The 22,248-nt window shown below is 73.9% G+C and carries 23 protein-coding genes; 15 read left to right on the top strand and 8 right to left on the bottom strand.

Translation table 11 applies throughout. The features are described 5' to 3' along the window. The first annotated feature begins 56 nt into the window (after positions 1–56). From C229_RS0111100 to C229_RS0111080, 5 genes are read left to right on the top strand one after another with little or no spacing between them, the layout of a single operon-like run. Positions 57–1,385 (top strand): M16 family metallopeptidase, encoded by a 1,329-nt coding sequence (locus C229_RS0111100; protein ID WP_018655147.1) that lies wholly within the window; start codon positions 57–59, stop codon positions 1,383–1,385. Between the two features lie 38 nt (positions 1,386–1,423). Next, positions 1,424–1,795, top strand: a complete 372-nt coding sequence (locus tag C229_RS0111095; protein WP_026313670.1) for a phage holin family protein — start codon at positions 1,424–1,426, stop codon at positions 1,793–1,795. A gap of 51 nt (positions 1,796–1,846) precedes the next feature. Further along, positions 1,847–2,587, top strand: coding sequence for a 4-hydroxy-tetrahydrodipicolinate reductase (dapB, locus tag C229_RS0111090; RefSeq protein ID WP_018655145.1), 741 nt, complete (start codon positions 1,847–1,849; stop codon positions 2,585–2,587). Then, positions 2,584–3,144 (top strand): transglutaminase-like domain-containing protein, encoded by a 561-nt coding sequence (locus C229_RS0111085; RefSeq protein WP_018655144.1) that lies wholly within the window; start codon positions 2,584–2,586, stop codon positions 3,142–3,144. The genes dapB and C229_RS0111085 overlap by 4 nt, the downstream gene beginning before the upstream one ends. A 28-nt stretch (positions 3,145–3,172) precedes the next feature. Further along, complete coding sequence (locus C229_RS0111080) at positions 3,173–3,991, top strand: SCO6745 family protein (RefSeq protein ID WP_018655143.1); 819 nt, start codon at positions 3,173–3,175, stop codon at positions 3,989–3,991. Between the two features lie 13 nt (positions 3,992–4,004). Here C229_RS0111080 and ftsH read toward each other — a convergent pair whose 3' ends face one another. After that, on the bottom strand, positions 4,005–5,996 hold the full coding sequence (gene ftsH, locus C229_RS0111075; protein ID WP_018655142.1) for an ATP-dependent zinc metalloprotease FtsH: 1,992 nt from the start codon (positions 5,994–5,996) through the stop codon (positions 4,005–4,007). Between the two features lie 93 nt (positions 5,997–6,089). After that, positions 6,090–6,863 carry a substrate-binding domain-containing protein gene (locus C229_RS0111070; protein WP_018655141.1) on the bottom strand — a complete coding sequence of 258 codons (774 nt, stop codon included), beginning with the start codon at positions 6,861–6,863 and terminating at the stop codon, positions 6,090–6,092. Positions 6,864–6,939: 76 nt separating this feature from the next. On the opposite strand from C229_RS0111070, the gene C229_RS0111065 reads away from it, so the two are divergent. Next, a complete protein-coding gene (locus C229_RS0111065; protein ID WP_018655140.1) occupies positions 6,940–7,632 on the top strand; it encodes a uracil-DNA glycosylase in 693 nt (230 codons plus the stop codon). Positions 7,633–7,773: 141 nt separating this feature from the next. Here C229_RS0111065 and C229_RS0111060 read toward each other — a convergent pair whose 3' ends face one another. The 4 genes from C229_RS0111060 to C229_RS30210 form a co-directional block, all read right to left on the bottom strand. Then, a complete protein-coding gene (locus C229_RS0111060) occupies positions 7,774–8,640 on the bottom strand; it encodes a 1,4-dihydroxy-2-naphthoate polyprenyltransferase (protein WP_018655139.1) in 867 nt (288 codons plus the stop codon). Between the two features lie 35 nt (positions 8,641–8,675). Continuing rightward, positions 8,676–10,343, bottom strand: a complete 1,668-nt coding sequence (locus C229_RS0111055) for an MFS transporter (protein ID WP_240487208.1) — start codon at positions 10,341–10,343, stop codon at positions 8,676–8,678. Between the two features lie 64 nt (positions 10,344–10,407). Further along, complete coding sequence (locus C229_RS0111050) at positions 10,408–10,950, bottom strand: GNAT family N-acetyltransferase (protein ID WP_018655137.1); 543 nt, start codon at positions 10,948–10,950, stop codon at positions 10,408–10,410. 10 nt (positions 10,951–10,960) lie between these two features. Further along, complete coding sequence (locus C229_RS30210) at positions 10,961–11,632, bottom strand: DUF2306 domain-containing protein (protein WP_018655136.1); 672 nt, start codon at positions 11,630–11,632, stop codon at positions 10,961–10,963. An 89-nt stretch (positions 11,633–11,721) separates the two neighbouring features. On the opposite strand from C229_RS30210, the gene C229_RS34180 reads away from it, so the two are divergent. Beyond that, a complete protein-coding gene (locus C229_RS34180; protein ID WP_018655135.1) occupies positions 11,722–12,750 on the top strand; it encodes a sensor histidine kinase in 1,029 nt (342 codons plus the stop codon). After that, entirely contained in the window at positions 12,747–13,391 is a 645-nt protein-coding gene (locus C229_RS34175; protein ID WP_018655134.1) for a response regulator, read from the top strand. Before C229_RS34180 ends, C229_RS34175 begins: the two co-directional genes overlap by 4 nt. On the opposite strand, the gene C229_RS0111030 is transcribed toward C229_RS34175, so the two are convergent. Next, a complete protein-coding gene (locus C229_RS0111030) occupies positions 13,388–13,915 on the bottom strand; it encodes a CGNR zinc finger domain-containing protein (RefSeq protein WP_018655133.1) in 528 nt (175 codons plus the stop codon). The genes C229_RS34175 and C229_RS0111030 overlap by 4 nt on opposite strands. 86 nt (positions 13,916–14,001) lie before the next feature. Between C229_RS0111030 and C229_RS0111025 the strand changes: the two genes are divergently transcribed. After that, positions 14,002–14,355, top strand: coding sequence for a VOC family protein (locus C229_RS0111025; protein ID WP_018655132.1), 354 nt, complete (start codon positions 14,002–14,004; stop codon positions 14,353–14,355). Here the strand turns inward: C229_RS0111025 and C229_RS0111020 are convergent. Further along, on the bottom strand, positions 14,352–15,746 hold the full coding sequence (locus C229_RS0111020) for an aminotransferase-like domain-containing protein (protein ID WP_026313668.1): 1,395 nt from the start codon (positions 15,744–15,746) through the stop codon (positions 14,352–14,354). The two genes, C229_RS0111025 and C229_RS0111020, sit on opposite strands and share 4 nt — an antisense overlap. Between C229_RS0111020 and C229_RS0111015 the strand changes: the two genes are divergently transcribed. The 6 genes from C229_RS0111015 (at position 15,745) to C229_RS0110990 (ending at position 22,100) form a co-directional block, all read left to right on the top strand. Continuing rightward, the gene (locus C229_RS0111015) at positions 15,745–16,704 is read left to right on the top strand and encodes a DMT family transporter (RefSeq protein ID WP_081639830.1); all 960 of its coding nucleotides are present in this window, start codon (positions 15,745–15,747) and stop codon (positions 16,702–16,704) included. The two genes, C229_RS0111020 and C229_RS0111015, sit on opposite strands and share 2 nt — an antisense overlap. Before the next feature lie 18 nt (positions 16,705–16,722). After that, on the top strand, positions 16,723–17,745 hold the full coding sequence (locus C229_RS0111010) for a hypothetical protein (protein WP_018655129.1): 1,023 nt from the start codon (positions 16,723–16,725) through the stop codon (positions 17,743–17,745). A gap of 222 nt (positions 17,746–17,967) precedes the next feature. After that, positions 17,968–18,849 (top strand): glycoside hydrolase family 18 protein, encoded by an 882-nt coding sequence (locus C229_RS0111005; protein WP_018655128.1) that lies wholly within the window; start codon positions 17,968–17,970, stop codon positions 18,847–18,849. 163 nt (positions 18,850–19,012) lie between these two features. Further along, a complete protein-coding gene (locus C229_RS0111000) occupies positions 19,013–19,210 on the top strand; it encodes a hypothetical protein (protein WP_018655127.1) in 198 nt (65 codons plus the stop codon). A gap of 263 nt (positions 19,211–19,473) precedes the next feature. Beyond that, the gene (gene dapA, locus C229_RS0110995) at positions 19,474–20,415 is read left to right on the top strand and encodes a 4-hydroxy-tetrahydrodipicolinate synthase (protein WP_081639828.1); all 942 of its coding nucleotides are present in this window, start codon (positions 19,474–19,476) and stop codon (positions 20,413–20,415) included. After that, positions 20,412–22,100 (top strand): ribonuclease J, encoded by a 1,689-nt coding sequence (locus tag C229_RS0110990; protein ID WP_018655125.1) that lies wholly within the window; start codon positions 20,412–20,414, stop codon positions 22,098–22,100. The genes dapA and C229_RS0110990 overlap by 4 nt, the downstream gene beginning before the upstream one ends. Positions 22,101–22,248 lie beyond the last annotated feature (148 nt).

Here is a 22,248-nt window from a genome sequence, read left to right as displayed (position 1 = left end):
CCGGGGCGGGCCGGTCGGCCCGTTTCTCCCGTCGAACACCAGATTGCGAGAGTTCCGTGACGCTGTCGGCGCGGGCGCAGGAGCCCGGCTCCACCCTGATCCTCCACCCCGGCGCGGACGGCTCCGGCGTCGTCCGGCGCACGGTGCTGCCCGGCGGGCTGCGCGTCATCACCGAGGAGATCCCGGGGGTGCGGTCGGCGGCGTTCGGGATCTGGGCGAACGTCGGGTCGCGCGACGAGACCCCGGCGGACGCGGGCGCCAGCCACTTCCTGGAGCACGTCCTGTTCAAGGGGACGCCGCGCCGGTCCGCGCTGGAGATCAGCGCGGCGATCGACGCGGTCGGCGGCGACCTCAACGCGTTCACCGCCAAGGAGTACACCTGCTACTACGCGCGGGTGCTCGACGCCGACCTGCCGCTGGCGGTCGACGTCGTCGCCGACATGGTGGCGGCGTCGCTGAACCGTCCCGAGGACGTGGACGCCGAGCGCGGCGTGATCCTCGAAGAGATCCACATGCGCGACGACGACCCGGGCGACCTCATCCACGACGAGTTCTCCACCGCGCTGTACGGCGACGTCCCGATCGGCCGCCCGATCCTCGGCACGATCGACTCGATCAACGCGCTGTCGCGCGACGCCGTGCACGCCTACTACCGGCGGCACTACGTCCCGTCGAACCTGGTGGTGTCGGCGGCGGGCAACCTCGACCACGACACGGTCGTGCGGCTCGTCGCGGACGCGTTCGCGCCCCACCTGGACCCGTCCGGCCCGCCGCCGGCGCCGCCCCGCCTGGGCGGCGACCCGGTCGCGGTGTCCCCGACGACGGTGGTCCTCGACAAGGACACCGAGCAGGCGCACATCGTGCTCGGCGGCGCGGGCCTGGCCCGCACGGACGAGCGCCGGTTCGCGCTGGGCGTGCTGAACGCCGCGCTGGGCGGCGGCATGTCGTCGCGGCTGTTCCAGGAGATCCGGGAGAAGCGCGGCCTGGCGTACTCGGTGTACAGCTACACGGCGCAGTACGCGGACACGGGCGTGTTCGGCGTCTACGCGGGCTGCCAGCCGGGCAAGGCCGACGAGGTGCTGTCGCTGTGCCGGGACGGCGTCGCGGAGGTCGCGGCGAACGGGCTCACCGCCGAGGAGCTGGAGCGGGGCAAGGGCCAGGCGCGCGGCGGGATGGTGCTCGGCCTGGAGGACACCGGGTCGCGGATGAGCCGGATCGGCAAGAGCGAGCTGGTCTACGAGACGCTGCTCCCGGTGGACGAGGTCATCGCCCGCATCGACGCGGTCACGCTGGACGACGTCGCGGCGGTCGCCGCCGACGTGCTGACCCGCCCGCAGGCGCTCACCGTCATCGGTCCCGTCGAGGACGGCGCTTTCACGCTTTGATCGGCGTCCCTTGACCCGTTCCCGGGGAAGGGATGATCATGAAGTTCCTCATCCGGGTCGCCGTGTCGGCGATCGCGCTGTGGGCGGCGACGGCCCTGGTGGACGGCGTGGACGTCACGGCCGCGTCCACCGGCCGCCAGGTGCTGACGCTGCTCGCGGTCGCCGTGATCTTCGGGCTCGTCAACGCGTTCCTCAAGCCGCTGATCCAGGCGTTCGGCTGCGCGTTCTACGTGCTGACGCTCGGCCTGTTCGCGCTCGTGGTCAACGCGGCGCTGCTCGTGCTGACGAGCGGCCTGGCCAACGCGCTGCGGCTGCCGTTCCACGTCGAGTGGTTCTGGCCCGCGTTCTGGGGCGCGCTGATCGTCTCGGTGGTGAGCTGGCTGCTGAACCTGCTCGTCGCCGACGACTGAGCGGACCGGTAGTCTTCGACCTCCGGGACGGGCAGGCCAGGAGGAACGAACGTGATCAAGGTCGGGGTGCTGGGCGCGAAGGGCCGGATGGGCACCGAGGTGTGCCGGGCCGTCGAGGGCGCCGACGACATGGAGCTGGTCGCCACCGTCGACGACGGCGACAGCCTCGACGTCCTCAAGGGCGCCGACGTCGCGGTGGACTTCACCCACCCGGGCGTCGTCATGGACAACGTCCGCTGGTGCGTCGAGCACGGCGTGCACGCCGTCGTCGGGACGAGCGGGTTCGACCCGTCCCGCACCGACCAGGTGCGGTCGTGGCTGGCGGCCACGCCGGGCGCCAAGGTGCTCATCGCGCCGAACTTCGGCATCGGCGCCGTCCTGATGATGGACTTCGCGCAGCGCGCGGCCCCGTTCTTCGAGTCCGTCGAGATCGTCGAGCTGCACCACCCGAACAAGGCCGACGCCCCGTCCGGCACCGCCTACCGGACGGCCGAGCTGGTCGCGGCGGTCCGTGCCGAGAAGGGCGTGGCGCCCTCGCCGGACGCGACCGTCTCCGAGCTGGACGGCGCCCGCGGCACCGACGTGGAGGGCGTCCGCGTGCACGCGGTGCGGCTGTCGGGCGCGATCGCCCACCAGGAGGTGCTGCTGGGCGGGCACGGCGAGCTGTTCTCCATCCGGCACGACTCGATGAACCGCACGTCGTTCATGCCGGGCGTGCTGCTCGGCGTCCGCGAGGTCGGCGGGCTGCCCGAGCCGCTGACGGTGGGGCTCGAATCGCTGCTCGGCCTGTGATCCGGTTCGACGCCGAGCCCTGGGAGTACCTCGGCTCCGACGACGTCGTGGACGTCGACCACCCGCTCGTGCAGACGATCGCGGCGCGGCTGCGCACCGGCGACGACGTGACGTACGCGCGGCTGGCGTTCGAGCACGTCCGCGACGAGGTGACGCACTCGGTCGACGCGGGCGACCGCCGCGTCACCTGGCGCGCGTCCGACGTCCTGGAGGCGGGGACGGGCCTGTGCTACGCCAAGTCGCACGCGCTGGTGGCGCTGCTGCGGGCGGGCGGCGTCCAGGCGGGCCTGGCCTACCAGCGGCTCCGCTCCGGCGACGACCTGGTGCTGCACGGCCTGACGGCGGTGCTCGCCGACGACCGGTGGGTGCTGCTCGACGCGCGGACGGGCGTGGAGTTCTCCGCCGCCGACGACCGGCTCCTGTACCCGGCGGACGGCGCGGGGGAGACGACGTACCCGACGGTGCACGCCGCGACGCCCCCGGTCGTGCTGGCTGCGCTGCGCGGCGCGGACGACGCGCTGGAGCTGGCGGCGTCGGGCCTACCCCGGGAGCTGTGAGGACGCGGCCAGGGTGCAGAATGCCGGGATGGACGAGGTCTTCGCACGCGACATGTACACGGTGATCGAGCCGCTGAGCGTCGTCACCTACTTCTCCCCGGAGAGCCGCGCGGCGTACAAGGAGGCGGGCCTGCGCGGCTACTGGATGGGCTACTTCGCCGGGCGCGCGGCGCCGCTCGGCGCGGCGGGCCCGGGCACGGTCGAGGCGCTGTTCCACAGCTTCAACGCCCGGCTGGTGTACCGCGCCCTGCCCGACGCGTGGTCGTTCGCGTCGCCGCAGGACGTCCTGACGGCCCGCTGGGCGGGGGTGGCGGCGGCGCTGCGCCGTCTCGTCCCCGACATCGAGAAGATCGCCGAGGCGGTCACGGCGCCGCTGGAGACCGTCGTCGCGGCGGCCGACCCGACGGGCCGCGCGCTGTTCGCCGCGAACCGCGACCTGCCGGCCCCGGCCGACCCCGTCGCCCGCCTCTGGCAGGCGACGAGCGCCCTGCGCGAGCACCGCGGCGACGGCCACGTCGCCCTGCTCACCGCCGACTCCCTGAACGGCGTCGAGGCCAACCGCCTCGCGATGGCCGTCCGCGAGGGCACCGAGCAGTGGTACCGCGAGAGCCGCGGCCACTCCGAGGAGGACTGGCAGCAGGCCACCGAAACCCTCCGGGCAAGGGGCTTCCTCACCGAGGAAGGCACCGCCACCGACACGGCCCGCACCTTCCACGCGTCCCTGGAACACCGCACCGACACCCTCGCGGCCCCGCCCTACACGGCCCTCACCAACCCCCACGAGATCCGCGAGATCCTCCGCCCAGCAGCCCAGGCCGTCACCGCCTCCGGCGAACTCCCGTTCTGAGGCGCGCGCGTGGTCAGTCGGTGGGTTTGGTGAGGCGGGGGATGCCTGCCGCCTCGTAGGCGGCGTTCTCGTCGAGGGTCTCCTCCTGGAGGAGGGTGGTGGCGAGGGATTCGAGTTTGTCGCGGTTGGCGCGGAGCAGGTGGAGGGCTTCGGCGTAGCACTCCTCGACGATGCGGCGGGCCTCCTCGTCCACGACGTCCAGGGTGCCCTGCGAGGCGTACTGGGCCATCGGGTCGGCGCCGTCGGGGGGCAGGACCGACAGGGGGCCCACGCGGGTGGACATGCCCCAGCGGCCCGCCATGCCGCGCGCGATGCGGGTGACCTGTTCCAGGTCGCTCTCGGCGCCGGTCGTGACGACGCCGAAGACGAGGTCCTCGGCGGCCATGCCGCCCAGCGCGCCGGTGATGCGGGACTTCAGGTAGCGCTCGTCGTAGGCGTAGCGGTCGCCCTCGGGGGTCGAGACGGTGACGCCCATCGCGCGCCCGTGCGGCACGATGGTGATCTTGCGGACGGGGTCGGCGCCCGGCAGCAGCATCCCCAGCAGCGCGTGACCCGACTCGTGGTAGGACGTGCGGCGGCGCTCGTTCGGCGGCATCACGAGCGAACGGCGCGTGCCGAGCTGCACCTTCTCCAGCGCGGTGTGCATGTCGGCCATGTCCACCGCCGTCTTGCCGCGCTTCACCGCCAGCAGCGCCGCCTCGTTCACCAGGTTCGCCAGCTCCGCGCCCGTCATCCCGGGCGTCATCTTCGCGACGGCGCGCAGGTCGAGCGCCGGGTCGAGCGGAACGTCCCGCGTGTGCACCCGGAGGATCTGGACGCGGCCGTCCAGGTCGGGCGCCGACACCGCCACCGTCCGGTCGAACCGGCCCGGACGCAGCAGCGCCGGGTCGAGGATGTCCGGCCGGTTCGTCGCGGCGATCACCACGACGCCCTCCGAGCCGGAGAAGCCGTCCATCTCGGTGAGGATCTGGTTCAGCGTCTGCTCGCGCTCGTCGTGCCCGCCCATCGACGCCCCGCTGCCCCGGGTGCGGCCGATCGTGTCGATCTCGTCGATGAAGATGATCGACGGCGCCGTCTTGCGGGCCTCGGCGAACAGCTCCCGGACGCGGGCCGCGCCGACGCCGACGACCATCTCGATGAACTCCGACGCCGCCGCCGAGTAGAACGGCACGTCGGCCTCGCCCGCCACGGCCCGCGCCAGCAGCGTCTTGCCGGTGCCGGGCGGCCCGGTGAGCAGGACGCCGCGCGGCACGCGGGCGCCCATCTTGCGGTACTTGCCGGGGTCGCGCAGGAAGTCGACGACCTCGCTCAGCTCCTCCTCGACCTCGTCGATCCCGGCGACGTCGGCGAACGTGGCGCGCTTCTCGTCCGGCGTGACGGGCTTGGGGGAGCGGCCGAAGCCGCCCATCAGCCCGCCCGCGCCGCCCCCGCCGCGCATCCGCCGCTGAATCCACACCAGCGCCGCGATCCACAGCCCGACGAACAGCAGCACCGGCAGCAGCGACAGCAGCAGGTTCGCGACGAGCCCGCGGTCCTCGGCGGGTTCGGCGTTGACGACGACGCCGTGCCGCACCATCCGCGCGTACACGTCGTCGTCGGCGAACGCGGGACGCAGCGTCTCGAAGTCGGTGTAGGTGCGAGACTCGTCGCTCTGCCCGGGGATCTGCCGGGCCTCCTTCAGCCGTCCCTCGATGGCGTAGCCGCGCGTGTAGACCTCGCGGACGTTCCCGGCGTCGACCTGCTGGGTGAAGCTCGTGTACGGGACGGTCTCGCGCTCGGTCCGCCCGGACATCGTCATGGACGCGTAGCTGAGCGCGAACACGGCGATGAGCAGCAGCCAGAAGAACGTGTTGCGGCCGGGCCGGAAGCCGCGCCCCCGGAAGCCGTGGGGCCGGTCGCCGCGCCGCCGCTCCGGGACGCCCTCGGCCCGCCACGGCCGGTCGCCGCGGTCGTCCGGCGGTGCGCCGCGGCGCTGGTCCTCATCTCGCGGTGACGTGGACGGCACCTGGCAATCTCCCCCGCAAGCGCGAAACGTCGTGCGGCCCCCCGACCGGCAGTGATCAAGACCTGCCCCCGCGCCGACCGGCGAAAACCTGCCTCACCGGGGCGGGACGGGCGTGGCGAAGCCGTGCTTGCGGAACAGCCGCGCGGCCGACGGCGCGGCCAGCCACGCCACGAACGCGGCGGCCTCCTTCTCGTGCGGGCCCTCGACGACGGCGGCGGGGAACGACGCGGTGACGTTGTCGGCGGCGGCGATCGGCACGCTGGCCGCCGCCGCGCCCGCCGAGCGCAGGTCGGTGACGTAGACGATCCCGGCGTCGGCCTGGCCGCCGCGGACGCGGTCCAGGACGGCGCGGGAGCTGACCTCCTCGGCCGCGCGGGGGACGCTGACGCCCGCCCGGGTGAACATCTGCCGCGCGTACCGGCCGGACGGGATGACGCGCGCGCCGATCACGACGCGGACGCGGGACCGGGCGAGGTCGCCGGGGCCGCGTACCCGCAGCGGGTTGCCGGGCGCGACGGCGATGGTGAGGCCGGTGTGCGCGACGATGCGGGGCCGCCCGGTGAGCTGGTCGGCGGCGTCCTTGAGCGCGGCGACGTCGTCGGTGATCAGCACTTCGGCGGGTTCGCGGTCGGCGACGCGCCCGGTCATCTCGTTCGTGCCGCCGAACCGGGGGACGATCCGGACGCGGGGCCGTTCGTGCCGGTACAGGACGGCGAGCTCGCTCAGCACCTCGGTCACCGACGACGACGCGAGCACGGTCAGCGTCACGGACTCGGGCTCGCCGCAGCCCGTTCCGGCCGCCGCGAGGCCGAGCACGAGGACACCGGCGGACGCGACGCGGCGCCGCCACCGGGGGGAGTCGGGCATATGCCGTCATCCTACGCGGCGACGGGCTTGCGGGAGTGCCCGGAAACCGTCGGTGGCGGGCGTTAGGGTCGGCGGCATGTCCCTCGATCTGATGGAGGCGCTGCCCGCTGACTGGCGTGCGCGTCTCGACCCCCTCCTCGACCCGGCGCACACGGCCGCGCTGAACGCGTTCGTCGCCGGTGAGTACGCCGGGCACACGGTCTACCCGCCCCGGGAGGACCTGTTCAGCGCGTTCCGGCACTGCTCGTACGACGACGCCCGGGTCCTGATCCTCGGCCAGGACCCGTACCACGGGCCCGGGCAGGCGCACGGGCTGAGCTTCAGCGTCCGCGCGGGGGTGCGGCTGCCGCCGTCGCTGCGCAACATCTACAAGGAGCTGGCGAGCGATCTGGACGTCCCGCCCGCCACGACGGGCGAGCTGATCCCCTGGGCCGACCAGGGCGTCCTGCTGCTCAACGCGGTGCTGACGGTCCGCGCGGGCGAGGCGAACTCGCACGCGGGCCAGGGCTGGGAGGAGTTCACCGACGCCGCCATCCGCGCCCTGAACGCCAAGGAGGAGCGCGTCGTCTTCGTCCTGTGGGGCGCCTACGCCCGCAAGAAGGCCCGCCTGGTCACCGGCCCGCAGCACACGATCATCGAGTCGGCCCACCCCAGCCCGCTGAGCGCCAAGAAGTTCTTCGGCACGGCCCCCTTCAGCAAGGTCAACAAGGCCCTCGCCGACGCGGGCCGCCCCGAGATCGACTGGAACCCGGCTCCGTCGCCCCGCTGACCACCGCGCGGACGTGGACCTGGCCGGTGCGGCGACGCCGAAGGCGAGCCGCACCGGCCAGATCGCGAAGCGATGCGCGTCCGCACCTTCCCGGTCAGGGCGCGAGCCGCCAGGCGAGCGGCCGTGGGCCGGGAAGGCGATCTATAGGGCGAGGCCGATCGCGAGCAGGGTGCCGTAGGCGATCTGGAGGCGGCCGGTCTCGCCCAGGACGGGGATGAGGGCGGGGCCGTCGGCGCCACCGAGGATCTTCTGCGTCGGCGGGACGGACAGCGGCGCCGCCAGCAGCGCCAGCAACGCCCACGGGTGGGCGGCGGCGAGGGCGAGCACGAACAGGAACGGCATCGCCGTGCAGATCGTGTACAGGATGCGGGTGTTGCGGTCGCCGAGCACGACGGCGAGCGTGCGCTTGCCCGAGACGCGGTCGGTGGGGATGTCGCGCAGGTTGTTGGCGACGAGCAGCGCGCACGCCAGCAGCCCGATCGGGATCGCCGCCGCCCACGCCTCCGCCGGCAGCGCCTCCAGTTGCACGTAGACGGTGCCGACGACGGCGACGAGCCCGAAGAACACGAACACCGAGATCTCACCGAACGCGCGGTACCCGTACGGGTTCTTGCCGCCGGTGTAGAACCACGCGGCCAGGATGGCGAACGCGCCGACGAGCAGCAGCCACCAGGTCGTCACGGCGGCGAGCACCAGCCCCGCGACGGCCGCGAGCAGGAAGCACGCCAGCGCCGCCGCCAGCACCTGCCTGGGCCTGGCGACGCCCGATCCGACCAGCCGCAGCGGCCCGACGCGGTCCTCGTCGGTGCCGCGCACGCCGTCGCTGTAGTCGTTGGAGTAGTTGACGCCGATCTGGAGGATCAGCGCGACGAACGCCGCGAGCGCGGCGCGCCACCAGACCGCGCCGCCGGCGCCGGCGGCGACGCCGGTGCCGACGACGACCGGGACGAGCGAGGTGGGCAGGGTGCGGGGCCGGGAGCCGGCGACCCACTGGGAGAGCGTGGCCACGTGTTACCGCTGTTCTGCTAGGTGCGGACGGGGAACTATGCCGCTGATTCTTCCGGACGCCGGGCACCGCCCGGGCGCAGCCGCAGCGACAGCAGCAGGCCTCCGGCGAGGATGGCGGCGGTGACGAGCGCGCCGTCGCGGGCGGCGGCGGCCAGGGCGGTGTCGGCGGCGGCGGCCTCGACGGCCCGCGCGGGGTCGTCGTGCAGGTCGCGGGCGGCGGTTCCGGCGCTCTGCCGCAGGTCATGGGCGAGGACGGCGGCGCGTTCGGCGGGGACGCCGGTGCCCTCCAGCTCGCGGGCCATCGTGTGGCCGAGGCTGGTGGCGAACACCGTCCCGATGAGCGCGATGCCGAGCGCGGCGCCGACCTGCCGCGCCGTGGACTGCGTGCCGGACGCCTGCCCGGACTGCGCGGGCGGCACGTCGGCGAGGGACACGTTGGTGAGCTGCGCGGACGTCAGCCCGAGCCCGATCCCGTAGAGCAGCATCCACGGGGCGAGCCCGAGCCCGGACGTGGTGGGCGACAGGGTGAGGGCGAGGGCCAGGACGGCGCCGACCTCCAGCGCCATGCCGATCCGGACGACGCGGTGTGCGCCGCGCCGGGCGGCGAGCCGTCCGGCCATGCCGCCGGACAGGAACGCGCCGAGCGCCAGCGGCAGGATCGCCAGGCTGATCTGGATCGGGGACGTGCCGTGCACGCCGAGCAGGAACAGCGGGAGGACGAACAGCAGCCCGAGTTCCCCGACGTTGATCAGCGCGGACGCGAGGTTGCCGTGCCGGAAGTTCGGGATGCGGAACAGCGTGAGGTCGAGCAGGACGGGGCGTCCGGCGGCGGCCCGCGCCCGTTCGACGAGGACGAGCGCGACGAGCAGCACGGCGCCGAGCGTGAGCACGATCGGCACCGGGGACGGCCCGCCGACGGGCCAGTCGGCTCCGGCGAAGCGGAACGGCTCGGTGGCCGTCCACCAGCCGTAGGTCTGGCCCTCGATGACGCCGCAGACGAGCGCGCCGAGCCCGAGCGCGGACAGGGCGCCGCCGAGCCAGTCGATCTGCCGCAGCAGCGCGCGTCCGCGCGCGGTGGCGGCGCGGGTCTCGGGCATGAGGGCGAGCGCCCCGGCGATGAGCGCGGCGCCGAGCGGCAGGTTGACCCCGAACGCCCAGCGCCAGCCGCCGCCGGTGGCCAGGGCGCCGCCGAGCAGCGGGCCGAGCGCGGCCATGCCGCTGAGCATGGAGCCCCAGATGCCGAAGGCGATGTGCCGGTCGCGGCCGGTGAACAGCGTGTTCAGCGTGGACAGCGCCGCGGGCATGATCATGGACGCGCCGACGCCCTGGAGCGCCCGCGCGCCGATGAGCCCCGAGCCGTCCTGCGCGAGGGCGGCCAGCAGGCTGGCGCCGGTGAAGACGGCGACGCCGAGCACGAACATCCGGCGGCGTCCGAGCAGGTCGCCCGCGCGCCCGAAGGGGATGAGCAGCGCCGCGAACACCAGCGCGTAGACGGAGGTGACCCATTCGGCGTCGGAGGTGGTGAGCCCGAGCGCGACGGCCATCTGCGGCATCAGCACGCCGACGATGGTGGCGTCCACGATGATGAGCGAGACGCCGAGGCTGAGCAGGGCCACGACGAGCCAGCGACGGCGGCCCCCGGCGGGAGGCGCCGCCGGGGCGGACGCTGCGGTGGACGGGGACGTCAGCGTGGTCTCGGGCACGGTGTCCACATTACGGGCGGCCTCTCCCTGCCCCTCACCGACCCCGTCGAAACCTGGGCCGGGGTCAGGCAAGGGACGTGTGCAGCCGGAGCTGCCGGACGGGTTCGCCCATGTCGAGGGTGCGGGCGGCGCCGTCGGGCGCCCACCCGGCGGATTCCAGGAAGCCGCGCAGGACGGTGTCGGCCTCGAAGACCCAGCTCAGCAGGAGGGCGGTGCCGTCCTCGCGCAGCAGGTCGGCGGTGGCGGCCAGGAGGCGGCTGCCGTGCCCGGCGCGGGCGTGCAGGGGGTCGGTGAGGATCGTGAGGAGTTCGGCGGTGCCGGGTTCGGCGTCGGCGTCCTCGGCGGGGGCGTGCGCGGCGAAGCCGACGACCAGGTCGCTGGCGACGGCGACCAGGACGCGGTGCCGGCCGCTCGGCGGCGCGGTGATGGACGTGCTCCACCGCTCCCGCCACGCGTCCCGCGCCTCGGGCACGGTCACGTCGGCGAGCACGGCGGCGGGCAGCAGGTCGCGGTAGCCCCGCCGCCACGCGCGCACCTGGATGTCGGCGACGGCGGCGGCGTCGGCGCGCCGCGCCGGGCGCACTCCCACGTCGGCGATGGCGTCCATGGCGGTCACTCTAGGCGCTGGCGGTCGCGCCGACGACCTTCCGCCGGGCGGACCGGCGCGAGCGCAGCAGGAACTCGGCGAGCAGCAGGTTGGGCACCCACGACAGGAAGGTGACGATCAGGTACGCGCGGTCGAAGGCGACGCCGGGGTCGGTACCGGGCTGAGCGACGAGCAGGATGATCAACCAGAGGCGCAGCGTCACGCCCGCGTAGGTGAGCGCGAACAGCCGCACCGCCCACCGGCGGTGCGCCCGGAGGTCGCGGCGGCGCGCGGCCCGGAACGCGGACGCGGCCGCGACGAGCCAGAGCAGGGCCAGCAGCCCGAACCCGGCGGTCCCGGCGAGACCGGCGTAGCTGAACGGGCTGAGCAGCAGCCCGGCCACGCCGCCGGGGACGACGGCGGCCAGGACGGTCCGTCCCGCGACCCAGTGCAGGCGCGGCAGGCGGGCGCGCAGCCGCGCGGAGAACTGGAGCGGGCTCAGCAGCAGCGCGACACCGGCGCCGATCATGTGGACGTAGAGGGCCGACCGCACCCAGGCGGGCTGCCCGGCGTAGTGCCCGGCCAGGCCCGTGCCGTCGGCGGCGAGGGCGTCCAGGGACGCGGTCAGATAGGGCAACGGGGCGTAGACGGCGACGGCGGCGGCGCTCAGCGCCAGCCACCACAGTCCGGCGGTTCGCTTCATGGCGCCCGACGCTAGGAACGCGGGCGCCGGTCGCGCCTCACTCGCGCGAGTGATTCCCCGGACGCCCGCGCCGGGGGAGGATGCCGGACATGCGCATCTGGCTGTCGGGCGGGCTCATGGCCCTGTCGGTGGCGGTGGGTCTCGCCTTCCCGGTGCCGCCGCCGTATCGGGGCCCGGACCTCCCGGGACTGGTTTTGTGCCTCCTGGCGGCGGCCTGCCTGCTCTGGCTCCGCCGCCGCCCGCTGCGGGCGTTCGCCGCGACGTGCGCCGTCCTGGTCGGCAACGCGGCGGCCGGGTATCCGGGCACGCTCGTCCACTGGCCCCTGTGGATCGCGTTGTTCGCCTGCTTCGCCGCCTACGGGGACGCGCGCCGCCGCGCCCTCTGCGGCGCCGTGTTCGCGGCGGCCCTCGGCGGCTTCCTCGCGCTGGACCGCGACCCGCTGGATTCGCTGCCCGGTATCGCGATGGGGCTGGTCATCGCGACCGTGGGCGGCGACGCCCTGCACAGCAGGCGCGCCCACACCGCCGAGACCGCCGCGCGCGTCCTGCTGGAGGAGCGCGCCCGGCTGGCCCGCGAGCTGCACGACGCCGTCGGGCACGCGGTCAACGTGATGGTCATGCAGGCGGCGGTCGGGCAGCGGGTGTTCGCGTCCGACCCCGCGTTCGGCCGCGACGCGCTGCGGCACGTCGAGGCGCTGGGCCGCAGCGCCCTCACCGAGCTGGACCGGCTCGTGCACGCCCTGGACGACCCGGCCGCGACCGTCGACCTGCGCGCCCTGGCCGAGCGGGTCCGCGCGGCCGGACGCGAGCTGGACCTGGACGTCGGCGCGGTCGACCTGGCGCCGGACGGCGCCGCCGCGCTCAACCGCATCGTGCAGGAGGCCGTCACCAACGCGCTCCGGCACACCGACGGCGGCCGCATCCGGCTGAGCCTGGCCCAGTCCGGCGGCCGGGTGCGGCTGGAGGTCGTCAACGAGGGACGCGGCCTCACCGGCGGGCCGCCCGGCCGGGGCCTGGCCAACATGCGCCGCCGCGCCGCCGGGCAGGGCGGCGAGTTCGACGCCGGGCCGACCGCCGAGGGCTTCGCGGTCCGCGCCACGCTGCCGGCGCGGCCGTGATCCGCGTCCTGCTCGCCGACGACGACGCGCTCGTCCGCGCGACGCTGCGCGCGCTGCTGGCCGCCGAGCCGGGCTGCGCCGTCGTCGGCGAGGCCGACAACGGGCACCGGACGGTCGCCGCCGCCCGGTCGCTGCGGCCCGACGTGGTGCTGATGGACGTCCGCATGCCGGGGCACGACGGCCTGCACGCCACGCGCGAGATCACCGCGTGGGCTCCGCCGCGTCCGCGCGTCCTCGTCCTGACGACGTTCGACCTGGACGACGTCGTGGACGACGCCATCGCCTCCGGCGCGGACGGGTTCCTGCTCAAGCGCGCCACGCCGGACGAGCTGGTCGCGGCCGTCCGCACCGTCGCGGCGGGCCACGCGCTGCTGGCGCCCGAGATCACCCGGCGGCTGCTCCGCTCGCTGGCGGCCCGGCCGCGCCCGCCGGGGCTGCCCGCGCCGCTGACGCCGCGCGAGTCGGCCGTCCTGCACGGGCTCGCCGCCGGGCTGTCCAACGCCGAGATCGCCGCCGCCCACCACCTGTCGCCCGAGACGGTCAAGAGCCACATCAAGAGCATCCTCGCCAAACTGGGCGTCCGCGACCGCACCCAGGCGGCCGTCTGGGCGCACCGCTCGGGCTTCGCGAGGGAGCGCTAGGCGCGGCGGCGGGCGCGGTAGGCGCGGGTCTTGGTGCGGTTGCCGCATACGCGCATGGAGCACCAGGTGCGGGAGCGGTTCTTGGACGTGTCCAGGAACGCCCAGGCGCAGGTGGCCTCCGGGCACACCTTGAGGCGCGGCCAGGTGCCGTCGGCGGCGGACTCCACGACGGCGGCGGCGACGCGGGCCAGCCCGGCGCGGGCGCCGGTTCCGGCGGCGGTGAGCGTCGGCGCCGGGCCGCCGAGCGCGACCCGCACGGGCAGCTCGGCCAGGACGCCGTCGAGCGCGGCGGGCGCGCCGCCGGTGCCGTGGTGGGCGAGCATCGCGGCGCGCAGCCCCTCGCGGAGGTCGAGCGCGAGCCGCAGGTCGGCGTCGCGGGCGGGCGTGCCCGCCGGGACGAGGCCGCGCCCGGCCAGCCAGTCGGCGAGCCGCCGGGGTCCGCCCAGCTCGTCGGAACCGACCTCGACGTCGCGCGTGTTGACGAAGTCGCGCAGCAGCACGGCCGCGCGGTGCGTCCCGGTCATCGGCCCTCACCTCCGCCCGCTCGGGCGCACTGTACCAACCGACACCGGTATAACGGTGTGACCGGTGTCTGGGAGAGGAGCCCGTGATGGACGTGAAGGTGACCAACATCGTCGTGGACTGCAACGACATCGGCGTCGTCAGCCGCTTCTGGGCGGAGCTGCTCGGCGCCAAGACGACCTGCGACGAAGGGGACTGGATCGACCTGGAACCGCTCGGGACGGGCGGCCCGCTGCTGTCGTTCCAGCTCGTCCCCGAGCCCAAGCGGGCCAAGAACCGCCTGCACCTCGACCTGGTCGTCGCCGACATCGAGGCGGCCGGGGAGCGCGCCCGCGCCCTCGGCGCCGTCCCGGCCGGTGCGCCGCAGGGCGACTCCCGGTGGCCGTTCCGCGTCTGGCACGACCCGGAGGGCAACGAGTTCTGCTTCTGCACCGACCACTAGGGCTCGTCCAGCACCCGCGCGAGCCGCCGCACCCCTTCCACCAGCTCGCCGTCCGACGCGGCCGAGCAGTAGCTCAGCCGCAGGTGCGGGCCCGGCGGCTCGGCGGGGAAGAACGGGCGGCCCGCGCTGACCAGGACGCCCGCCCGCAGCGCGGCCTCGGCGGCGGCCGTGTCGTCGGCGCCGCCGGGCAGCGGCGTCCACAGGTGCACGCCGCCGTCCGGGCGGCTGGGCGCGAGCTGCGGCAGCTCGCCCGCGAGCGCCGCCAGCAGCGTGTCCCGGCGGGCGCGCAGCGCCGTCCGCACGGCGCCGACGTGCCGCGCCCAGCCCGGGGAGGAGACCAGGTCCAGCAGCGTCTCCTGCAACGGCCGGGCCGGGAAGAAGTCGGTGACGAGCTGCGCCGCCCTGATCCGCTCGGCCACCGGCCCCCGCGCGATCACCGCCGACACCCGCAGGCTCGGCGCGACCACCTTGGTCGGCGAGGCGATGTGGACGACGCGCCCGTCGGCGTCCTGCGCGACGAGCGGCGGCGGCGCGGCGTCGATCGCCAGGTGGCGGGCGTAGTCGTCCTCGATGACGAACGCGCCCGCCGCGCGCGCGACGTCGAGCACTCGGGCGCGCCGCTCGGCGCCCATGGCCGCGCCGGTCGGGTTCTGGAACGCGGGCTGGCAGTAGACGGCGCGGGCGCCGGTCAGCGCGAACGCCTCGGCGAGCAGGCCGGGCCGCAGCCCCTCGCCGTCGATCGGGACCGGGACGGGCTGGAGCCCGATCATGCGCGCCACGGCGAGCGCCCCCGGATAGGTGGGCGACTCCACCAGCAGCGGCGCGCCCGGGGCGAGCACCGCCCGCAGCACGGTGCTCAGCGACTGCTGGCCGCCCGCGGTGACGGTCACGTCCCCGGGCGTCACGTCCGGCCCGGCGATGCGGGCGAACCAGGCGCGCAACTGCGCCAGCCCGGACGGCGGCGGCATGTCCCACGCGCGGGGACGCCGCGCCGCCCGTCCCATCGCCGCCGCGAGCGCCCGCGCGGGTTGCAGGTCGGCGTGCAGGTAGCCGCCGCTGAGCGGGACGACGCCGTCCGGCGGCGCCTTGAGCAGCCACCCGATGGCCCCGGCGTCCACGGCGCGGTCGCCGAGCGCGACGGCCTGCCAGCCGAGGTCGGGCGGCCCGGCGGACGGGCCGGGCCGGTCGGCGGCGTAGACCCCGGCGCCGGGGCGCGTCACGACCAGCCCCTCGGCGGCGAGCAGTCCGATAGCGCGCGTGACCGTGACCGGGCTGACCCGGTAGCGGTCCACGAGCGTGCGGCTCGACGGCAGCCGCGCGCCGGGGCGCAGGTCGCGGAGTTCGGTCCGCAGGCTGTCGGCCAGCGTGGCCACACTGCTATCGTTGTTCATGAAGGATAACGATAGCGCTACTGGCATCTCCCCGATAGCGCTCGGGCTCGCGTTCACCGGCGTGCTCGTCTTCTCGCTCACGTTCCCCGCCACCGCTTTCGCGCTCGAAGGACTCGGCCCCGCCCTGATCGGCACCGGGCGCAACGCCGTCGCCGCGCTGCCCGCCGCGCTCCTGCTGCTCGCCGCCGCCGGTCCGCTGCCCCGCCGTGCCGAGTGGGCCGGGCTCGCCGTCGTCGCGGTCGGCGTCGTGTTCGGCTTCCCCCTGCTCACCGCGCTCGCCCTCGATCACGGCTCGTCGTCCGCGCACGCGGCCATCGTCATCGGCGTCCTGCCCGCCGCGACCGCCGTCTGCGGGGTGCTGCGGGCGGGGGAGCGGCCCTCCCGGACGTTCTGGCTCGCGAGCGGCGCGGGCGCCGTCTGCGTCACCGGGTTCGCCGTGATCCGCGGCGCGGGCGCGCCGACCGCCGCCGACCTGCTGCTGCTCGCCGCCCTGCTCGCCGCCGCCGTCGGCTACACCGAGGGCGGACGCCTCGCCCGCACCATGGGCGGCTGGCGGGTCACCTGCTGGAGCGCCGTGCTGTCGGTCCCGGTCACGCTGCCCCTCACGCTGTGGCTGCTGGCCTCAGGCGACGCCGTCTGGACCGCCCGCTCGATCGGCGGCTTCGCCTACCTGGCGTTCGGCTCGTCGTTCCTCGGCTTCTTCGCCTGGTACGCCGGGCTCGCCCGCGCCGGGATCGCGCGCGGCGGCCAGATCCAGCTCGTCCAGCCGCTGCTCACGCTGGTGTGGGCGGCGCTGCTGCTCGGCGAGCACATCGACGCCCTCACGCTCGCGGCGGCGCTGGCGGTGCTGCTGTGCGTGGCGTTCACCCAGCGCGCCCGCGTCGGCTCCGCGCCGCGCCCCCTTGCATCCCGTGACGCGGTGCCGCACGATGTGGAGAAAAGTGTCACAACGAGGTGACGCGGACGGGAGAACCCGATGGCCGAGGTGTCCGTGCCCGAAGGCGGGTTCTGGCCCGCCCCCGAGATCCCGCAGCCGAACATCTACCCGATGGAGTGGCGCGTCGAGACCGACCGGCTCGCCGAGATCTACGAGAAGTCCAAGCGGATGCTCTGGAACCCCGCCGACCTGCCCTGGGACGGCCTGGACCCCGGCGACTTCACCCGCGAGCAGCGGCTCGGGATCATGTACTGGTTCTCCGTCCTGGCCAACTTCGACGCCTCCGGCCCGGCCGTGTTCGCCCGCGCGACGATCCACGCGTTCGAGCAGCACGAGGAGGACCCCGTCCGCAAGTGCTTCTTCTCGATCACCCGGGACGAGATGAACCACGAGGAGTGCTGCCAGCGCTCGATCGCGAGGCTGTGGCCCGGCGGCCCGCTGGACTGGACGCCCGGCGACGACCTGGAGCGCGCCGCCCACAACAACATCGGCTGGCTCTACCACAACGGCGGCCGGTACTGGCAGGGCTACAGCACGGCCGTGCGCAAGTACTCCCTGGCCGTGCTGTTCACCAGCTTCATGATGGGGGAGATGGCCGCGTCCACCCTGTTCCGGGGGATGGCGTCCGGCACCGAGCACCCGGTGTTCAAGGAGATGTTCACCAAGATCGGCCGGGACGAGTCGCGGCACCTCCAGATCTGCATGACGATCCTGGACAACGAGTGGCCCGGCCTCACCGAGGACGTCAAGGAGCAGATCACCAAGCAGCTCCGCGCCGGGTTCGTCTTCCTGTCCATGATCCTGTGGGAGCCGCCGGACGGCTTCTGGGACCTGCCGCCCTACTTCCTGCACAACCATCGCGTCCTCATGGGCCACGCCCGCGACGCCGGACTCGGCGTGCTGTCGTTCGAGGAGCAGGCGGAGAACTGGCGGCAGGCCATCGCCCGCGTCCGCGCGATCGTCGAGCGCTGGGGCATCCCGTTCCCGGCCATCCCGGAACTGGACATCGACGGCGTGCACGTCGAGTTCATCGACCCCGAGGACGTCATCCCGGTCTTCTGAGGGCACCGGACGGCCCGCCGCACCGGCGGGCCGTCCGGCCGGTCCACCGGCCTTTAAGTTCCCGTTCACCGATCCGGATGAAATCATTCCCGGATGCGAAGATGGTTGAGACGTTCGGCGTGGGTTGCAGCGTATGTTGCGGGATTGGCCGCACTGGCGCTTTCCGGCGCATGGGTGTGGTGGCAGGGAGAACCGGGATTCCGGGGAACGGACACCAACGCGTTGTGGGCGCGTCATCAGTGGATCGGTGAGCCGCACGCCGACGAGGAGTACCGCCGTTTCGGCGCCCTGCTGCGCTCGGCGCGCGTCACCGACGTCTATTTCCACGCCGGGCCCGTGGAGGCCGACGGCACCGTCCCCGCCGCCAAGATCGGCAACGCCCGCGCCCTGGTCGAGGCCATGCGCCGCCACGCCCCCGGCGTGCGCTCCCACGCGTACCTGGGCCAGATCCGCGTCGTGGAGGGCTCCGGCGTCATCGACCTGGACGACCCGAAGGTGCGCGAGCGCGTCGTCGCCACCGACGCCCGCTTCCTCGACCTCGGCTTCGACGGCATCCACTACGACTTCGAGCCGATCTTCCCCGACGACCGGGCCTTCCTCGACCTGCTCGACCGCACCCGCGCGCTGACCCGGGCGCGCGGACGGCTGCTGTCGGCCGCGCTGGAACAGAAGACACTGGTGGACGGCGCGCAGCGGGTCTTCGACACGGTCGCGCCCCGCACCGGCCGGGTCCACTACCCGGCCCGCCCCACGGGCGCGTTCCTGCGCGCCGTCGCCGACCGCGTCGACCAGCTCGCGATCATGACCTACGACGTCCAGCTCCCCACGCAGTCCCTCGTGGGCCTGCACTACGCCCGGCACACCGAGTGGACACTGCGTCTCGTCGGTGACCGCACCACCGTGTTCATCGGCGTGCCGACGTACACACCGCTGGCCGGCTGGGCCGAGACGCCGGACGTGGCGCTGCGCGGCGTGCGGCGCGGCGCCGACGCGCTGGACCGTCCCCCGGCGCGTCCGTGGGGCGTCGGGATCTACGCCGACTGGACCACCGATAGTGGCGAATGGGCACGGTACCGTGCGAAATGGGTGCCGGACAGCCGGTGATTGCCTGGCCGCCGGGTCACCCAAGGGTGACGTTTGGGTCATCCCCTTTGTCACGTTCCTAAATACCATTCCTCGCTGGTCAGAGACGGGGTATAGGTCACGTTTCCGGGGGTATTCGCAAGAAGGGAAACACCACCGCAGAGGGTAGAAAGTGGGGACGCGCATGGGGATTCAGCAGACCGCGTGGCGCGACACCGACCACCTCCGGGACCTGGCCTCCGAATTCGCCGGATGGCGAGTCGGGCGCGGCGGCTCGGGACACTGGTGGGCGGTGCGGGGCAACGATCTCGTCCGCAGCCTCTCCGTCGAGGAGCTGCGTTCGAGGCTCCGGGAACTGAACCCGCTCCGCCAGCATCGCTGACGGACGGACCCGGCCCGCCGCGCGCGGCCGTCCCGGAGGGCGTCCCGGCGTTCGGCACGCCCCCGCCCGGCCCGCGCCGTAACGCGGCGCAACCGAGTTCCGATGAGGTGAACGAAGCCGTCGCCCCCGTACCCCCGAGCGTGGGCGGCGGCTTCCCCGGCGCCACGGCGCGGACGCGCGCCCCCGGCCCGCTGCCGAAGATGAGACCTTCTCGTGGGTACCTGCGGGTCCAAGCGGCGACGCCGGAGCGATACCGTTCGTCCATGGCACCGAGCACAACCAGCGAGGCGCCGTTCGGGCGGATGCTGACCGCGATGGTCACCCCGTTCCTGCCCGACGGCGGCGTCGACTACGACGGGGCGGCCCGCCTCGCGACCCACCTGGTCGACGAGCAGCGGCACGACGGCCTCATCGTCAACGGCACCACCGGCGAGTCGCCCACCACCACCGACGACGAGAAAGAGCGCCTGGTGCGCACCGTCGTCGAAGCCGTCGGCGACCGCGCCATCATCGTCGCCGGCGCCGGCACGAACCACACCGAGCACAGCCTGCGGCTCGCCCGGCAGGCCGAGGCCGCCGGCGCGCACGCGCTGCTCGTCGTCACGCCGTACTACAACAAGCCCCCGCAGGAGGGGCTGCTGCGGCACTTCACCGCCGTCGCCGACGCGACCGCGCTGCCGAACATGCTCTACGACATCCCCGGCCGCGCCGGGGTGCCGATCGAGACGCAGACGCTGCTGCGCCTCGCCGAGCACCCGCGCATCCTGGCCGTCAAGGACGCCAAGGGCGACCTGTTCGGCGCCTCGCTCGTCATGGCCAACACCGATCTCGTCTGGTACTCCGGCGACGACAACCTCAACCTGCCGTGGCTGTCGGTGGGGGCCGCCGGGTTCGTCAGCGTGGTCGGGCATGTCGTCGGCGCCGAGCTGCATGAGATGATCGACGCACACCGTGCCGGTGACCAGGCGCGGGCGCTGGCCATTCACCGGCGTCTGCTGCCCGTGGTCACCGCCATCATGACCCGTACGCAGGGCGCCATCGCCGTCAAGGCCGCGCTGAACCTGCTGGGCCTTCCGGGCGGTGGCGCCGTGCGCCTGCCGCTGGTGGAGGCCCCGCCGGAGTTCGCGGCGCGCCTGCGCGAAGACCTCACGATAGGGGGAGTCAAAGTGCCAGAGGTGAGCATTCCGGAGGTCGACGGCGCGTGAGTCACCCGCATCCCGACCTGTCGGCCCCGCCCGCGCTGCCGCCCGGCGGCCTGCGCATCGTCGCGCTAGGCGGCCTCGGCGAGATCGGGCGCAACATGACCGTGTTCGAGTTCGGCGGTCGGCTGCTGATCGTGGACTGCGGCGTGCTGTTCCCCGAGACCGAGCAGCCGGGCATCGACCTGATCCTGCCCGACTTCGAGTACATCAGGGACCGCCTCGGCGACATCGAGGCGATCATCCTCACGCACGGCCACGAAGACCACATCGGCGCGGTGCCGTACCTGCTGCGCGAACGCCGCGACATCCCGATCGTGGGTTCGCGACTGACGCTGGCGCTGCTGGAGGCCAAGCTCGTCGAGCACCGCATCAAGCCGAACACGCAGGTCGTCGCCGAGGGCGAGCACCGCACGCTCGGCCCGTTCGAGCTCGAATTCCTCTCGGTGAACCACTCCATCCCCGACGCGCTGGCGGTCGCGATCCGCACCCCGGCCGGGCTCGTCCTGGCCACCGGCGACTTCAAGATGGACCAGCTTCCGCTGGACGGCCGCCTCACCGACCTGCCCGGCTTCGCCCGGCTCGGCGCCGAGGGCATCGACCTGCTCCTCTCGGACTCCACCAACGCCGAGGTCCCCGGGTTCGTGCCGAGCGAGCGCAACATCGGCCCCGTCGTCGACGAGGTGTTCCGCACCGCGCAGGAGCGGCTGATCGTCGCGTGCTTCGCGTCGCACATCCACCGCGTCCAGCAGGTGCTCGACGCCGCCGTCGCCAACGGCCGCAAGGTCTGCTTCATCGGCCGGTCGATGGTGCGCAACATGGGCGTCGCGCGTGAGCTGGGGTACCTGTCGGTGCCCGACGGCGTCATGGTCGACCAGAAGGAACTGGAGCACATCCCGGGCGACCAGCTCGTCCTGGTGTGCACCGGTTCGCAGGGCGAGCCGATGTCGGCGCTGTCCCGGATGGCCAACCGCGACCACCAGACGGTCCGCATCACCGAGCGCGACACCGTCATGCTCGCGTCCTCGCTCATCCCGGGCAACGAGAACGCCGTCAACCGCGTGATCAACGGGCTGACCCGCTGGGGCGCCCGCATCGTGCACAAGGGCAACGCGCTCGTGCACGTGTCCGGGCACGCGTCGGCGGGCGAGCTGCTGTACGTCCTCAACATGACCAAGCCCGGCAACTTCATGCCGATCCACGGCGAATGGCGGCACCTGCGGGCGCACGCCAAGCTCGCCTCGCTCACCGGCGTGCCCAACGAGAACATCGTCATCGCCGAGGACGGCGTCGTCGTCGACCTCGTCGACGGCCAGGCCCGCATCGTCGGCGCCGTCCCCGCGGGCTACGTCTACGTCGACGGCTCGTCCGTCGGGGAGATCACCGAGACCTCCCTGAAGGACCGCCGCATCCTCGGCGAAGAGGGCTTCATCTCGATCGTCATCGGCGTCGACTCCACCACCGGCAAGGTCGTCGCCGGCCCGGAGATCCACGCCCGCGGCGCCGGGATCACCAACGAGGACTTCGACGAGGTCGTCGAGCGCATCCAGTCCGCCCTGGCCGAGGCCGCGGGCAAGGGCGTCACCGACACCCACCAGATCGGCCAGCTCGTCCGCCGCACGGCGGGCAAATGGGTCAACGAGAACTACCGCCGCCGCCCAATGATCATCCCAGCGGTGGTCGAGGTCTAGTTTATGGCCGCGACTCCGTCGCGGCGGGGTCCTGTTTGCTTGGCCGCGCCTTCGGCACGGCGGGGGTCAGGGCCTTCTTGGCACCGCCGCAGGGGGCATGATCATCCTCCCTTCGGTCCGGAGGATCATGCCCCCTGCGGCGGTGCGG

The organism is Actinomadura flavalba DSM 45200, from assembly GCF_000374305.1.
Taxonomy (GTDB): domain Bacteria; phylum Actinomycetota; class Actinomycetes; order Streptosporangiales; family Streptosporangiaceae; genus Spirillospora; species Spirillospora flavalba.
This window is presented reverse-complemented; position numbering and strand designations above follow the sequence as displayed.

What these genes read in the sequence shown, in the direction of transcription:
- C229_RS0111000 (WP_018655127.1), top strand. Translation starts at nt 19,013, where the DNA reads ATGGGGATTCAGCAGACCGCGTGGCGCGACACCGACCACCTCCGGGAC.
- C229_RS0111070 (WP_018655141.1), bottom strand. Translation starts at nt 6,863, where the DNA reads ATGCCCGACTCCCCCCGGTGGCGGCGCCGCGTCGCGTCCGCCGGTGTC.
- C229_RS0111010 (WP_018655129.1), top strand. Translation starts at nt 16,723, where the DNA reads ATGGCCGAGGTGTCCGTGCCCGAAGGCGGGTTCTGGCCCGCCCCCGAG.
- C229_RS0111030 (WP_018655133.1), bottom strand. Translation starts at nt 13,915, where the DNA reads ATGACCGGGACGCACCGCGCGGCCGTGCTGCTGCGCGACTTCGTCAAC.
- C229_RS0111015 (WP_081639830.1), top strand. Translation starts at nt 15,745, where the DNA reads ATGAAGGATAACGATAGCGCTACTGGCATCTCCCCGATAGCGCTCGGG.
- C229_RS30210 (WP_018655136.1), bottom strand. Translation starts at nt 11,632, where the DNA reads ATGAAGCGAACCGCCGGACTGTGGTGGCTGGCGCTGAGCGCCGCCGCC.
- dapA (WP_081639828.1), top strand. Translation starts at nt 19,474, where the DNA reads ATGGCACCGAGCACAACCAGCGAGGCGCCGTTCGGGCGGATGCTGACC.
- C229_RS0111095 (WP_026313670.1), top strand. Translation starts at nt 1,424, where the DNA reads ATGAAGTTCCTCATCCGGGTCGCCGTGTCGGCGATCGCGCTGTGGGCG.
- C229_RS0111050 (WP_018655137.1), bottom strand. Translation starts at nt 10,950, where the DNA reads ATGGACGCCATCGCCGACGTGGGAGTGCGCCCGGCGCGGCGCGCCGAC.
- C229_RS0111065 (WP_018655140.1), top strand. Translation starts at nt 6,940, where the DNA reads ATGTCCCTCGATCTGATGGAGGCGCTGCCCGCTGACTGGCGTGCGCGT.
- C229_RS0111020 (WP_026313668.1), bottom strand. Translation starts at nt 15,746, where the DNA reads ATGAACAACGATAGCAGTGTGGCCACGCTGGCCGACAGCCTGCGGACC.
- C229_RS34180 (WP_018655135.1), top strand. Translation starts at nt 11,722, where the DNA reads ATGCGCATCTGGCTGTCGGGCGGGCTCATGGCCCTGTCGGTGGCGGTG.
- C229_RS0111025 (WP_018655132.1), top strand. Translation starts at nt 14,002, where the DNA reads ATGGACGTGAAGGTGACCAACATCGTCGTGGACTGCAACGACATCGGC.
- C229_RS0111080 (WP_018655143.1), top strand. Translation starts at nt 3,173, where the DNA reads ATGGACGAGGTCTTCGCACGCGACATGTACACGGTGATCGAGCCGCTG.